Annotated in this window: 13 protein-coding genes; 2 read left to right on the top strand and 11 right to left on the bottom strand. The window is 29.4% G+C overall.

Annotation, left to right across the window (positions count from 1 at the left end):
• Window positions 1-12 precede the first annotated feature (12 nt).
• From pglD to AJ885_RS02740, 10 genes are read right to left on the bottom strand one after another with little or no spacing between them, the layout of a single operon-like run.
• The gene (pglD, locus tag AJ885_RS02785) at window positions 13-603 is read right to left on the bottom strand and encodes a UDP-N-acetylbacillosamine N-acetyltransferase (RefSeq protein ID WP_070280756.1); all 591 of its coding nucleotides are present in this window, start codon (window positions 601-603) and stop codon (window positions 13-15) included.
• On the bottom strand, window positions 590-1,192 hold the full coding sequence (pglC, locus tag AJ885_RS02780; protein WP_002861839.1) for an undecaprenyl phosphate N,N'-diacetylbacillosamine 1-phosphate transferase: 603 nt from the start codon (window positions 1,190-1,192) through the stop codon (window positions 590-592). The genes pglD and pglC overlap by 14 nt, the downstream gene beginning before the upstream one ends.
• A complete protein-coding gene (gene pglA, locus AJ885_RS02775; protein WP_002861840.1) occupies window positions 1,185-2,315 on the bottom strand; it encodes a N,N'-diacetylbacillosaminyl-diphospho-undecaprenol alpha-1,3-N-acetylgalactosaminyltransferase in 1,131 nt (376 codons plus the stop codon). Before pglA ends, pglC begins: the two co-directional genes overlap by 8 nt.
• Before the next feature lie 9 nt (window positions 2,316-2,324).
• Window positions 2,325-4,466 (bottom strand): undecaprenyl-diphosphooligosaccharide--protein glycotransferase, encoded by a 2,142-nt coding sequence (pglB, locus tag AJ885_RS02770; RefSeq protein WP_070276520.1) that lies wholly within the window; start codon window positions 4,464-4,466, stop codon window positions 2,325-2,327.
• Between the two features lie 3 nt (window positions 4,467-4,469).
• A complete protein-coding gene (gene pglJ / locus AJ885_RS02765; protein ID WP_070280706.1) occupies window positions 4,470-5,567 on the bottom strand; it encodes an N-acetylgalactosamine-N,N'-diacetylbacillosaminyl-diphospho-undecaprenol 4-alpha-N-acetylgalactosaminyltransferase in 1,098 nt (365 codons plus the stop codon).
• Window positions 5,555-6,484 carry a GalNAc(5)-diNAcBac-PP-undecaprenol beta-1,3-glucosyltransferase gene (gene pglI, locus AJ885_RS02760; protein ID WP_070276518.1) on the bottom strand — a complete coding sequence of 310 codons (930 nt, stop codon included), beginning with the start codon at window positions 6,482-6,484 and terminating at the stop codon, window positions 5,555-5,557. Before pglI ends, pglJ begins: the two co-directional genes overlap by 13 nt.
• Window positions 6,477-7,556, bottom strand: coding sequence for a GalNAc-alpha-(1->4)-GalNAc-alpha-(1->3)-diNAcBac-PP-undecaprenol alpha-1,4-N-acetyl-D-galactosaminyltransferase (pglH, locus tag AJ885_RS02755; RefSeq protein WP_079860271.1), 1,080 nt, complete (start codon window positions 7,554-7,556; stop codon window positions 6,477-6,479). Before pglH ends, pglI begins: the two co-directional genes overlap by 8 nt.
• Window positions 7,553-9,247 (bottom strand): ABC-type lipopolysaccharide transporter PglK, encoded by a 1,695-nt coding sequence (gene pglK / locus AJ885_RS02750; RefSeq protein WP_070280703.1) that lies wholly within the window; start codon window positions 9,245-9,247, stop codon window positions 7,553-7,555. The genes pglH and pglK overlap by 4 nt, the downstream gene beginning before the upstream one ends.
• Entirely contained in the window at window positions 9,241-10,227 is a 987-nt protein-coding gene (gene galE / locus AJ885_RS02745; protein ID WP_070210271.1) for a UDP-glucose 4-epimerase GalE, read from the bottom strand. The genes pglK and galE overlap by 7 nt, the downstream gene beginning before the upstream one ends.
• 58 nt (window positions 10,228-10,285) lie before the next feature.
• Window positions 10,286-11,080: a 3'-5' exonuclease gene (locus tag AJ885_RS02740; RefSeq protein ID WP_070242909.1), complete on the bottom strand. Its 795-nt coding sequence runs from the start codon at window positions 11,078-11,080 to the stop codon at window positions 10,286-10,288.
• Between the two features lie 65 nt (window positions 11,081-11,145).
• Here AJ885_RS02740 and waaC point away from each other — a divergent pair, with 65 nt between their 5' ends.
• Both waaC and htrB read left to right on the top strand, forming a co-directional pair.
• Window positions 11,146-12,174 carry a lipopolysaccharide heptosyltransferase I gene (gene waaC / locus AJ885_RS02735; protein ID WP_070280702.1) on the top strand — a complete coding sequence of 343 codons (1,029 nt, stop codon included), beginning with the start codon at window positions 11,146-11,148 and terminating at the stop codon, window positions 12,172-12,174.
• Window positions 12,164-13,042, top strand: a complete 879-nt coding sequence (gene htrB / locus AJ885_RS02730; protein ID WP_070280700.1) for a lipid A biosynthesis lauroyl acyltransferase HtrB — start codon at window positions 12,164-12,166, stop codon at window positions 13,040-13,042. Before waaC ends, htrB begins: the two co-directional genes overlap by 11 nt.
• A gap of 127 nt (window positions 13,043-13,169) precedes the next feature.
• Here the strand turns inward: htrB and AJ885_RS02725 are convergent.
• Window positions 13,170-14,255, bottom strand: a 1,086-nt coding sequence (locus tag AJ885_RS02725) for a glycosyltransferase family 2 protein (protein WP_070280699.1), incomplete at its 5' end; no start/stop codon positions are given.

Here is a 14,255-nt window from a genome sequence, read left to right as displayed (position 1 = left end):
TTTATAATCATTTCATATTTTTCTTTTTGCAGGCACTCCCACAAAAACACCTTTTTCATCTTGACTTTTAACCAAAGTTGCTCCACCACCTAAAATACTATCATCTGCTAAGCTTAAATTAGGCAAAACACAAGAATTAATCCCTAAAAAACAATTTTTACCGATTTTTACATTGCCCGCACACTTAGCCCCTACACTCACATGAGAAAATTCCCCTATCACGCATTCATGTTCAATCACACTTGAAGTATTTAAAATCACGCCTTTTTCTATTTTAGCTTTAGCATTAACTACTACATAAGGCATGATTAAAATTCCTGCATTTTCCTCCACACCTGCACTAGGACTTATAAGTGCACTTTTATGGATAAGATTAACAATTTTAAAGCCATTTTCTAAAATTTTTTGATAAATCTTTTTTCGAATTTCATTGTTTCCTATGGCTATAAAAAAATCATATTTAGGTAAGGTGCTTTCAAATTTCACTCCTTTAAAATCATCTAAAAAAATACATTCTTTATAACCCATATTTTTAGCCACATCTTCACAAACAAGCCCATGACCACTAGCACCATAAATATAAATTTTTTCAGTTCTTGCCATTAAATTTCTCTGTTGTAACATGGCCTTCTTTGCTTACCCCGCTTCGTTTTAAAACCTTTAAAGCTGTTAAAAACATGATTTTTAAATCAAGCAAAAAAGAAATATTTTTCACATAATACACATCAAGTTCGAATTTTTTCTGCCAAGAAATAGCATTTCTACCATTTACCTGCGCCCACCCTGTTATACCTGGACGCACTTTATGACGTAATTTTTGCTCTTCATTGTAAAGAGGTAAATACTCAACCAAAAGAGGTCTAGGTCCAACAAAACTCATATCCCCTTTTAAAACATTAAAAAGTTGTAAAAGCTCATCCAAACTTAAGCTTCTAACGATTTTTCCAAAAGCTTTCAAACGCAATTCATCGCTTAATAACTCACCCTTTTCATCTCTTTCATCGCTCATGGTTTTAAATTTATAAATTTTAAAAATTTTTTCATCTAACCCTGGGCGATTTTGGGTAAAAATCACACTTCCTTGAGTGATTTTTAAAAGTAAAGCAGTGATTAAAATCACCGGAGAAAAAAGCACCAAAAGCACTAAAGCTAAAATAAAATCAAAAATTCTTTTAAAAACTTTTTCATACATTCTTAATTACCCTATCATAAAGTTTTAAATAACGCTGTGCGATATTATTTTCATCGTATTGTAAAGCATCTTGGGCGGCATTTTTAGCTAAATTTAATCTTAATTTTTCATCTTCTAATAAAAGTGAAATTTTTTCGCTTAAATCTTTAGCATTTTTTGTTTTTGCCCAAAGTCCATCATAAGCATTAGAAATAGCCTCCACACAACCTTCGCAATCACTTACCACTATAGCCTTACCGCAAGCTTTTGCCTCCAAAACACTTACAGGAAAGCCTTCTTTATAGCTTGGTAAAACAAAAATATCACAATTTTGCAAAAGCTCGACTATATCACTTCTAGCACCCAAATAATGCACCACGCCAGAGTTTAAAAACTCCAAACTTGCACAAGAAGGATTTTCATCTCTTCCGCCAACTAAAACAAAATTTGCTTTGTCTTTTAGCATAGCAGCACTTTCATAAAATTCTTTCACACCCTTATGCCATAAAGTTCTTGCTATCATAAGCACAATTGGTTTTTTATCTATGTTTAAATTTTTCCAAAAAAGCTCTTTTTTTTCCGATTCTACATAAATAGGAAAAAATTTTTTTACATTGATCCCTACAGATTTTATCACGCAAATTTTATTTTCTTTAAGTCCTAAATTCCGCATAAACTCAGCATTACTTTCATTAACAAAAATAAATTGGTGTGCAAATTTAAAACTTAATTTATAAAGATTATTAATAACAAAACGCACTAAATTTGCCTTGAAACCTTGATCTATATAAAAAGATCCCAAGCCTTCTACCAAAGCAAAACGATAAGGAATTTTTGCCCATTTTGCTGCTAAAATTCCAAAGGTATTGCTTTTATGTGCTGCACTTTGAATAAAATCAAGATTTAAATTTTTCAAAACCTTAGCAAGATAAAAAAAATTCTTTAAAACCACAAAAGGATTTAAACTAGCTCTTGAAAACTCATAAACAATTACTTTTAAGCTAAGATCTCTAAGTTTTTGCGTGTATTCATCTTGCGGCACTATAACAAAAACTTCGTCTTTTCTATCTTTTAACGCTTTTATAATAGGCATTCTAAAATGATAAATACTCGCTCCTGCATGTGATAAAAATCCTATTCTCATTTTCAACCCTTAAATTTTAAGTTTAAAAACCTTAGCATCTCTAGAATTAATCACCAAGTCAAATAAATTCTTATCATAATTTCCCAAAAAAAACATTTGCACATAAGCACTATTAAACATGGTTTTATCCATTAAAATAAATTGTGCATAAGGAATAGCACTATCCTTTAAATAAAAAATATAAAACTGAGCCTTATCATCAATTGGAGTGATTTTGTATTCACCTTGTTTAATAGAATTAATCTCTACGATACTATTTACAGAAACCACATTATCACCTATTTTAAAACTTCTAAAATCATCGCTTAAAACCACTCCATTGCTAAGATAAATTTCTCCATTTTTAACATCAAGTGGATAAGCTGTGCTAAAGGTAAAAGGTTTATCCAAAACTCCTGTATCTAAATTAATAAAAGAAAAACTAGCCACCGTAGAAAAAATCAAAGACATTCTAGCGGGCATATAAAGATAAATATCACGAGTTTTTGGCGTATCGATTTTAAAATCAGGTTTTGATAATGAAGCTAGAAACAAATCCACATTGCTTTGATTATAATCTTTCATCATGGCTTGTAAAATGTCTGTTTTTAAAATATCATTTTGCGGAGCATAAAAGCTTTTTTCTGTATATTCTACACTAAGTCTTGCCATATTAGCTGCAGCTTGTTCATCTTTACTTAAAACAAAAGAAGGGAAAAAATTATCCTTACCTAAATGCTTTCCACCATCTACTAAAGTTTTCACATCGCTATAATAACGCACAGGATAACCATAATCCCACCAAGTTACCACATAATCTTCTCTATTGGCTATATTTTTTAATTGATTTAATAATGATGCTTCATTTTGAGAAAAAACTGTTGGTGCTTTATAGTTGTAAATATGAATAAATACTGGGGCTAAAGTCAAAATAGTTGCAAAAACAATACAAATATTTGAAGTTAATTGGCTATATTTTTTAACCAATATAGCCTTACACTCGCTCAATAAAAAACCAAATCCTAAAGCCATTACAGGTACAGAATAAATGGTAAATCTAAGCCCCCCTTTTAAGGCTAAAAACCCAAGCACCAATATAGGTAAAGCCATAATCATACTTTTATGTTTTCTCAAAAGCCATACAAAACCAAACAAAGAAAACAAAAAAACAATTTCACTACCACTAATTCTTCGCATAAATTCGCTAAGATCTACATTTTCAACTTCTTGTATGGTTTGATTGACATTAAAATACATAAAACCCTGTGTTAAATTCGCACTTTCATCACTTCTAAAAATATAAAATTTAAGCTGATAAAGTATAGGATCAACCCCTCCGCTTAAAATCAAAAATATTAAAGTTGCACTACCTAAAATTCCTATAATCATAAAATTTAAGCGTTTTTGCTCTAAGGCGAATAAAGCAAAAAGTATTACTATAATGGCACTTTGATAAAACCATGCTATATTTGAAAGAGTAAGAGAAGACAAAATCACAGCTATATAAAAAATCTTTTCTTTTCTATGAAAAATAAGTGTATAAATTAAAAAAAGTCCAATTAAAGCTACATTTAAAGTATAACTTGAAGGATACCACCAAAGATAAATTCCTATAAATAACGGCAAGGCAATCAATGAAAAAAAGTCTTTTTTTAAAATCATTCTTACCATAAAAAATAAAATAAACATAGGTAAAACAATTACCAGCATATCCGTATCATAATACCCACTCATAGTGCGATTATAATAACTGTTTGCTATGCTTGCTAAAAGAGCAGCTACAAAGCCCATTAAAGGACGTTTGTATTCATTAGCTAGCAAAATAATAGGAATCACCACCAAAGAAGATAAAAAAGTACTCATATACAAAATGATACTTTCAAAAGAAAAAGGTGTGACTTTATAAAGCCAATAAGTAAGCGTAGATAAAGAAGATCCATAATAACTCAAATCATTAGGCTGATGAAAACCTGCTATCATATCTCTTGCGCCCTCAGCAAAGGCATAGCCATCGTTTGAAATGATCATTAATTGATTATTGAAAAAATACTCATTAAACTCACTTGCCCACCAAACCCAATAAAACCTGCAAAATACACTAAAAACATAAGCTAATACAATCATCGCAAACAAAACTAAATAAGGGTTTTTTAAATACTCTTTTTTCAACATCTTTTATCCTAATAAATATTTCAAAGCATCACGTGCAATTTTTACTTTATCAAAAGCCTTAGCCCTAGTTTTAGCCTTATTTTTATACGCTTTTCTTAATTTATCATCTTCAAGCATAGTCTTTAAACCCTGAAACATAGAGTTTTCATTATCTACTTCTACTAAAAGTCCAAATTCATCATCTCCAAAAAGCTCTCTTGCACCACTTTTATGATCAGTGCAAACTACCGCACAAGAACAAGCTAAGCTTTCAATTAAAACATTTGAAAAACCTTCAAACACAGAAGCAAAAGCAAAAAATTCACATTTAGCCATGTATTTATAAGGATTATTATCAAATCCTAAAAGCAAAACCTTTTCTTCTAAATTTAACTCTTTAATCAAAGCCAAAAGCTCATCTTTAAGCACACCTTCACCTAAAATCACAAGCTTTAAATCTGTTTTCAATCTCGCATAAGCACGAATTAATAAAGCATGATTTTTACCTTTATCAAGCCTGCCTACACTTAAAATAAATTTATCTTTTAAAGCTATATCTTCAAGAGCTTTTTGCTCTATCTTTTCTAAATCGATGGCATTGTATAAAATTTCACATTTTTTTGGATTTATACTAAAATTTTGCACTAAATCTTCTAAATTTCCTTTAGAATTAGGCAAGATTAAATCAGCCCTTGGGTAAAGTAAAGAAATTAAAAATTTATTTGCCAAAGAATTAAAATTATTTTTCATATACATCACACTTGGTGTAGTGCATTCATTGATCACAAGGCGAGTTTTGTTTCCAAACATTCTTGCCATTAAAGCTATATAATTAGGTCGATTTAAAAAAACAAATTCTGTATCAATGCCTAAATTTCTGCAAAGTTTTTTGTATTTTAAAGCCAAAAAAGGTAGTTTTAAAAATTTCAAAATAGGATTTTCACTAGGTTTTGAACATTCTAAAAAATGAATTTGACACTCTGGAATTTCATAAGAAATTTTATCATTCATCAAGATCAAATGCACTTCAAATTTCAAACTTAAAATAGGCAATAAAGTCGCCACAACTCTTTCAGCACCACCACTTCCTAAAGAATAAATAAAAATGCCTAATTTTTGCATAAAGCCACCCGAATTTTTGATAATTTTTCAATCATATTATTTGGAATTATACTTAAAATGAGTAATATCAAAGCAGGAGCGTTAATTTTTATACTCAGGCTTTTAAACAAACATTTATAAAGAGCTTTATAATTTTTTGCAAGTTTTGCATAATAAGCTGCCATTTTATAATAACTCGCACAAGTTTTTTTATAATCTTTATCCTTACTCATTCTAAGTTCATTTTCTAAAATTTTAGCAAGCTCTAAATATCCCAAATACACCCTATAAGCATTTTTACTCGCCCCTAAAGTCACGCTATCTTGCCTAAAAATCCTATAAATCCTAAAAGCCTTATGGATATAAAAACTTTTTTCCTTGTATAAATTTACCCAAAGCGTGGCTTCATTGCCATAAAATTCTTCATTAAAACGCTTGTTTTCAAGTAGAGATTTTTTAAAAACAGAAAAAAACTCTCCGCTAAATTTAGCCATTAAAAAATCTTTTTTAGAAATTTCACTATCTTTTTCCAAGCCCTTGCCGCTAAATTCCTTGCTTAAATTTCCTTCTTTTTCTATCAAACAATTTCCAAAAACATGAGCATAACCCTCATTTGCTTTTTGCATCAAGGTACTTAAAGCCCCGGATAAAAGCTCATCATCATCATCTAAAAAAGTTACAAACTCGCCACTTGCTTGATCTAAGCCATTGTTTTTATTGCCATTTGGACCTTGTTTGTAATTTTGATTTAAAAAATACTTAATGCGATCATCATCTTTTTGTAAATTTTGCACCACACTTTTAGTATCATCACTAGAATTATCATCACTTATAATAATTTCTAATTCTTTAAAATCTTGATTTTGTATGCTTTTAATAGCCTTTTCCAACAAAGCTTGACGATTAAAAGTTGGTACTATAACAGAAAGTTTAGGCATTTTTAACCTCGGCTATAAGCTTAAGCCATTCTTCTTTGATATGAGAAATTTCAAAGTCTTTACACCTTTGTTTGGCACTATTTACAAGTTCTTTTCTAAAATTTTCATCATTTAAAACAAGTTCAAGTTTTTTAGCAAGTGCTATTTCATCATCACAACCTACCAAAAGCCCATCATGATTATCTTTGATTAAATCCTTAGCACCATTATAATAAGAACTTGAAATTCTACAAACCTCAAAATACAAACTTTCAATTAAAACCGTTGGCAAACCCTCTACAAAAGAACAAAGGCAAAGCACTTTTGCTTTTTCATAAAGAGCCTTGACATTTTCAACACGTCCTAAAAAATCAACTTTTATTCCTAAAGATTTTACCTTATATTCAAGTTCTTGCCTTAACTCTCCATCTCCTGCTATAACAAATTTATAATTTTCTTGCAAATTTTTATCCAAATGCGCTATAGCTTTTAAAAACATTGCAGGGTTTTTGTTGTGATCTAAACGCCCTATAAAAAGAACTACATTTTCTTTTTCAAAACTAGAATCAAAAGGAATTTCTTCGCTAAAATGGCAAGGGTTTAATAAAAGCTTAACCCTTTTTACAAATCTTTCATAATACACCTTATCACTGCTTCCAAGCACACTTAAAGCATCACAAAAAGGATAACTTACCCTTCTTAAAAAACGCCAAATTTTAGGTTTTAAATACACTTCATTACTATGCTCACTTATAATGAGTGGAGTTTTAAGCCCTATTTTCGCAGCAATACAAGCAATATTAGTCGTGTCCAAAAAAGAAATAAAAACATCAGCCTTACTTTCTTTCAAAGCCTTTCTTAAAGCAAAAAATTTCTTAAAACGACTTGCGATTTTATGATAAAGTGTATCAAATCTAAATTGTTCTAAACTTGTAACTTTAACTTCATTTTCAAGCTTATAAAAAGATTCTCCTGCATGAAATTTAATAATATTTACTTCATGCTCTTTACAAAGTGCATTAGCTAAAGTTACCAAAACACGCTCAGCGCCTCCTGAATTTAAAGTTGCGATAATAAAGCTTATTTTCATCATTTCTCCTCTTTAAGCTTACCGTGTTCTAAACGATAAACCTTATCACATTGCGTTATCGTAGAAAGGCGATGTGCGATAATAATCATGGTTTTATCTTTAGAAATTTTATAAATTTCATCCATGATTTTTGCTTCACTTTGAGTATCAAGCGCAGAAGTTGCTTCATCAAGCACTAAAATTTCAGGCTCTAGATATAAAGCTCTTGCTATAGCTATGCGTTGTTTTTGTCCCCCGCTTAAATTACTCCCCCCATCACCTACTTTTGTTTGCACTCCTTGAGGTAAATTTTTTATAAAATGCTCTAAATTTGCTTGTTTGATAACCCTGTTAAGTTTTTCTTCATCAACCGCATCTCCAAAAGTGATGTTTTTAGCTATGCTGTCATTAAAAAGATAGATATTTTGTGGGATATAGCCTATTTTTTGGCGATAATTTTTTGCATTGCTTGCATTTAATTCTTGCTTATCAATTAAAATTTGCCCTTCTTCGGGTTTTAAAAGTCCTATGATAAGATCTACTAAGGTGCTTTTTCCACAACCACTCTCCCCTATAAAAGCGATTTTTTCGCCTTTTTTAATGTTTAAGTTAAGATTTTTAAATAAATGTTTTTTTCCCTCATAACCAAAGCTAAGATTGCAAATTTTAAGCTCTTGATTAAAGCTTAATTTTTCCTCGCCCAAATTTTCTTCTTCTTGTCTTAAATTTTGATAAATAATATCCAAAGAAGAATGATAATAAAGCAAATCATGATAACTTATAATAATACGATTTGCGCTTGGCATTAAGCGATAAAGCGCTAAAACAAAAATAGAAATCGTGGATAAAATACCTGAAATATCACTTTCATTTTTCAAAACCAAAAATACCACGATAAAAACAAGTACACAAAAACCTATTCCTTCAAGATAAATTCTAGGCACTGCAGCTACGCTTTCATTGGTAATATTTGCTTTAGAAAAAACTTCACTTTGTGCTTTAAAAAGGCTTAATACTCCATCTTCTTTGGTTTTAAGCTTGATAAATTTAAAATTATTTAAATTTGTATTTAAAATTTCGAAGAAATTTTTCATCGCTTCTTCGCGTCTTAGTCCTGCTTTTTTAATAATAGGGCTTAAAATTTTCACTAAAATAAAGGCATTTAACACCATAAAAATACTTAAAAATAAAGTGATTTTATAATTAATCAAAAGCATTAAAGCATAAAGCAAAAGCACTACAAAAATTTCACTCATCAAAAGTAAAAATGATGAAATCATAGTGCTTAGATTATAAACTTCTCCTGTAATGGACTTTAAAATTTCAGATTGATTTTTTTGAGTAAATTTTTCATAATTAATATTTAAAAATTTAGAAAAAACCTTATAAGCAATCGCGTGATAACGCCCCTTAGAAAATCTTGCCAAAAGATGGAAATAATACGCATTTAACAAAGCTCTAAACACATAAAAAACAATAAGCCCCACTCCAAAATAAACAATGATTTCAAAAACAGGGATATTAAGATATTCTTTTAGGCTGATTAAATATTTATTACGATCAAAATAAGAAAAATCACTAGCCAAAGTGATAAAAGGCATTACCAAAGAAATTGCAAAAGTTTCTATAAAAGAAACAAATACTGAAAAAACAAGCAAGAAAAATAAAAAATTTTTATCTTCCTTGCTTAAAATAAAAAAAAGTTTTTTTAACACTGTTTTTCCCAATCAAAAGCAGATTTACAAATAAGCTCCAAATCATCATATTTAGGCTGCCAAGAAGTAAGATTTCTGATTTTACTTGCATCAGAAATCAACACACTAGGATCGCCCGCACGGCGTGGGGCAAGTTCTACTTTAAAATCCACTCCGCTAACTTTTTTCATCGCTTCAATCACTTCTTTTACACTAAAACCATGTCCATAACCTACATTAAAAACATTGCTTTCATTCTCTTGTAAATAATCCAAAGCCGCTAAATGCGCGCTTGAAATATCATCTACATGGATAAAATCTCTTATACAAGTACCATCTTTTGTATCATAATCATCGCCAAATATGAAAAGTTTATCACGTTTTCCTGCGGCACATTCAGCTGCAACTTTTATAAGCAAAGTCGCTTTTGGATAGCGTTGTCCTAAAGTATAATCCATGCAAGCACCTGCAACATTAAAATATCTTAAAATACAATGCTTAAATTCAGGATTTGCCATACTTGCATCACGCAAAACTTCTTCGCTCATAAGCTTACTACGCCCATAAGGATTAATAGGTGCTAAAGGACTTGTTTCGCTCACAACAGGAGTTTGTGGTTCGCCATAAGTGGCTGCCGTTGAAGAAAATATAAATTTATTCACTCCAGTTTGCAAACAAGTTTCGATGAGATTTGTCGTATTAACAGTGTTGTTCATATAATATTTTAAAGGATTTTGCATACTTTCAAAAACTTCAATACTCGCTGCAAAATGCACAATAGCGTCAAATTTTTCTCTCTCAAACAATGCTTTTACGCCTTGAAAATCACTTAAATCTTGTTCAAAAAATTTAAAAGCTCTTATTTTTTGCAAATCTTCTATTGCGATTTTAGAACCCTTAGAAAGATTATCTAAAACACAAATTTCATGATCTATTTTTAAAAATTGTCTTAAAGTATGAGAACCTATATAACCTGCACCACCACTAATAAGAATTTTCATCATCATTCCTTTTTTCTAAAAATGTCAAAAATAAATTTTAATATATTTTCTTAAATACTTAAGATCGAACTTTTGAAATTTCACTCTCACAAGCTTTTGCAAAAACTTCTGTATAAGAACGATCTGATTTTTTTTCACGCAAAAAATCTCTCATATAAGAAAGAAAATCAACATAATCTTCTTCACTAACATTAGCTTTAATAAGTTCATATTTTAAAAAAAGCATATAGGTATTTAAAACATCACTTTCACAATATTCGTGAATTTTTTCAAGTTCATTTTCATAAAAAAGTTTCATCACCTCATCGCCATGCACATCATATTTTCCTGGCAAACCCACCATAGAGCAAAGTGTATCAAGCTTTATTCCACGCCCATTAGATCCTAAGGATTCTAATAAATCACAATGTTTTAATTCTGAAAATCTTGTTTTATAATTATTCCATTTATCGCTTTGAGTATCTAAATAAGTTGCTGCTTTTAAATTGTATTTTAAAGCCCTTAAAACAAGAACAGGCATATCGAAATTTTTACCATTAAAGCTGACTAATTTTGGCTCATAATTTTCTATAAAATTAAAAAAATTCTCAATCATTTCTTTTTCATTTTGCCCATCAATTTTATTTACTTTGATAAATTTTCCAAAATTATCGCTTAAAACCGCACAAATACTGATGATTTTATGGTAAGGCAAAGGCAAAAACTCACTCCCACTTTGTTCTTTTTGCCACTGAAGTGCTTTCAAACTTACCTCTAAATCACTTCCTTCAAAACCTAAAGTTTTGCGGATAAGCTCAACATCTGGCACACTCTCACAATCAAAAACACAAATATAACCTTCATTTTTTGCCATTTTTAACCTTTTTTTAAATAATTTCGCTAAAATCATAGCAAAAATTTTAAAATATTAGGCTTTTAATGAAAATAGCAATTGTTCGTTTGTCAGCACTTGGCGATATTATCCAAAGTGCCGTGGTTTTGCAATTTATCAAAAATTTTAAAAAAGATATAGAAATTCATTGGTTTGTAGATGAAAAATTTGAAGGCATACTTAAAAACCATCCTTTCATAGACAAACTCTATGCCCTACCCTTAAAAGACAAAAAAATTTTAAAAAGCCTAAAAATTCTTCTTAAAGCAAGAAAAAACAACTATAATGCAGTAATAGATCTACAAGGGCTTATAAAATCTGCTATTGTAAGTCGAATTTTAAGTAGAAATAATTTTGGTTTTGATAAAAATAGCCTTAAAGAAAGTTTTGCTCATAATTTCTATAACCAAAAACTTGAGTTAGATTACAATGAAAATGTATTTGTAAGATACTTAAGTCTTACCTCCTTTATGTTAAATACTGATTTTAATGTCAAAAATTTAGCCTTTAAACAAGATATTTTTAGCGTAGATGAAAATTTAAAACAACTCTTAAATAATAAACTCAAACTCGATAAAAACGAAAAAAACATACTCATACATGTAGGTTCAAGCGTAGAAAATAAAATCTATCCTAAAACCAAACTTGCTATACTTTGCAAACTTTTAATCAATGAATTTCAACAAGCAAAAATTTGGCTCGCTTGGGGAAATGTAAAAGAATATGAATTTGCTAAAGAGGTTTTAAATCTTAGTGGTACTGATGAAACACATATAGAATTAGCGCCAAAATTCAGTCTTGAAGAGCTAATGGTTTTTACAAAAATGATGAATTTAATCATAGGAAATGATAGCGGTCCAACACATTTAGCTTTTGCTTTAAACAAAGCATCTATTACGATTTTTGGAGCAACACCAAGCTACCGCAATGCTTTTCAAACTCATATCAATAAAATCATTGACGCAGGTAAAAAAATCCAAAATGCCAAGCATATCGATAAAAGTGATTTTTGTATCACGCGCATAGAAGAAGAAGATATCTTCAAACTTGCCAAAGGCTTACTTAATGAAAAATAGCGATAGAATATATCTTAGTCTTTATTATATTTTGAAATTTTTTGTTACTTTTATGCCTGAGTGCATCTTGCATTTTTTAGCTTTAATTGTAGCAAGAATCACTTTTTATCTTAATAAAAAACATCGCAAGATCATCGATACAAATTTGCAAATCTGCTTCCCTCAATACACTCAAAAAGAACGCTATAAACTATCTTTGAAAATTTATGAAAATTTTGCTCAATTTGGAATTGATTGTTTACAAAATCAAAACACCACCAAAGAAAAAATTCTCAATAAGGTAAATTTTATCAATGAAAATTTACTTATAGACGCTCTAGCTTTAAAGCGTCCTATTATCTTCACAACTGCACACTATGGAAACTGGGAAATTTTAAGCCTTGCTTATGCAGCTAAATATGGTGCGATTTCCATAGTAGGAAAAAAGTTAAAAAGCGAAGTTATGTATGAAATTTTAAGCCAAAGTCGTACTCAATTTGACATAGAGCTTATCGACAAAAAAGGCGGTATAAGACAAATGCTAAGTGCCCTAAAAAAGGGGCGAACTTTAGGAATTTTAACCGATCAAGACTGCGCAGAAAAAGAAAGTGTAAGATTAAAATTTTTTAACAAAGAAGTGAATTATCAAATGGGAGCAAGCCTTATCGCACAAAGAAGCAATGCTTTGATCATCCCTGTTTATGGCTATAAAGAAGGTGGTAAATTTTGCATAGAGTTTTTTAAAGCAAAAGATTCTCAAAATGCAAGCTTAGAAGAACTGACACTTTATCAAGCACAAAGTTGCGAAGAAATGATTAAAAAAAGACCTTGGGAATACTTTTTTTTCCATAGACGCTTTGCAAGTTATAATGAGGAAATTTATAAATAAAATAAATTTTTTATATTTTTTATTTTCCTAGGATGTCTTAAAATATCTTTCAATAATTTTAAAATATGTTGTCTTTTTGAAATTTTTATTTGTTTCCATATCTTTTTAACCTCGTAGGGATCGTCATCTATTGAAATTTTAAATACATCCATAAGTTGTATAATATAGTTTTGAAAAAATTTCTTATATTTTTTTGAAAATTAATATCTAGATTAGATTTTTCATTAAAAAAATTCCAAATATTTAAAGCATTAGTTGCAAAACAAAAAATTTTAAAATACTTTCTTAATTCATTGTAATTGTCATAATATTTTCTCAAAGTTTGCAAAAAATCTGGTAATTTTTCAGGTATTTGGTTGTTTTCGCTCGAAGTTATAGAATTTTCCCTAACCCTGTAAATTAAACCACAATAATCCAAATAAATAAGTTTTTTCGCCAAAGAAAAAAGCAATACGCCAAAATCTGTATCCTCATAATAAACCCCATGAGTAAAACGCAATCTATACTTATTTAAGATATTTGCATTAAAGGATCCTTGCCAAGCAAAACAAAAAAAATAAATGTTATTTATATATAAAATATCCAAAGCATAATCATAATAAAATATATTTTTTAATTTTTTTGGAAATTCAAAGTGGATATCTTTTTTCATTTCTTTCTTTGTTTCATCATATTTTACATAAGAATGCACACAAATATCCAAATCACTCTTACTCATCTCATTTACGCATTTTTCAATGCAATCAAGCTCTAAATAATCATCAGAATCTAAAAAGTGAATAATATTATTAGGTAAATCTTGAATTATAAAATCATTAATATTTTTAAGCTTTGTTTGGATTATATTTTTACTAAGTTTTGTAAAGTTTTTATTTATTTCTTCTTTTGCAAGTTCTTTAGTATTGTTTTTAAAAGCATTTGTGCTTTTGTAGCTTACAATATTATCTTCATTTTCAAAAAATTCTCTTAATTTTGTATCTTTGATAAATTCTAAACCCGCATTTCTAGCTGAACTTAAACCACCATTTTCTTTTATAATAAGAAAAATTCTTTCATCTTTTTTAGTATATTCTTTAGCGATATTTAAGCTATTATCAGTGCTTCCATCATCGACTAAAATAATATCTAAATTTTTATAGGTTTGATTTATGACGCTTTTTAAACACTCATCTAGGTATTTTTCCACATTATAGATTGGGATTATGATAGAAAC

Origin of the sequence: Campylobacter sp. BCW_6464 (genome assembly GCF_001762775.1) — a bacterium.
GTDB classification, from domain to species: Bacteria; Campylobacterota; Campylobacteria; order Campylobacterales; family Campylobacteraceae; genus Campylobacter_D; species Campylobacter_D jejuni.
This window is presented reverse-complemented; position numbering and strand designations above follow the sequence as displayed.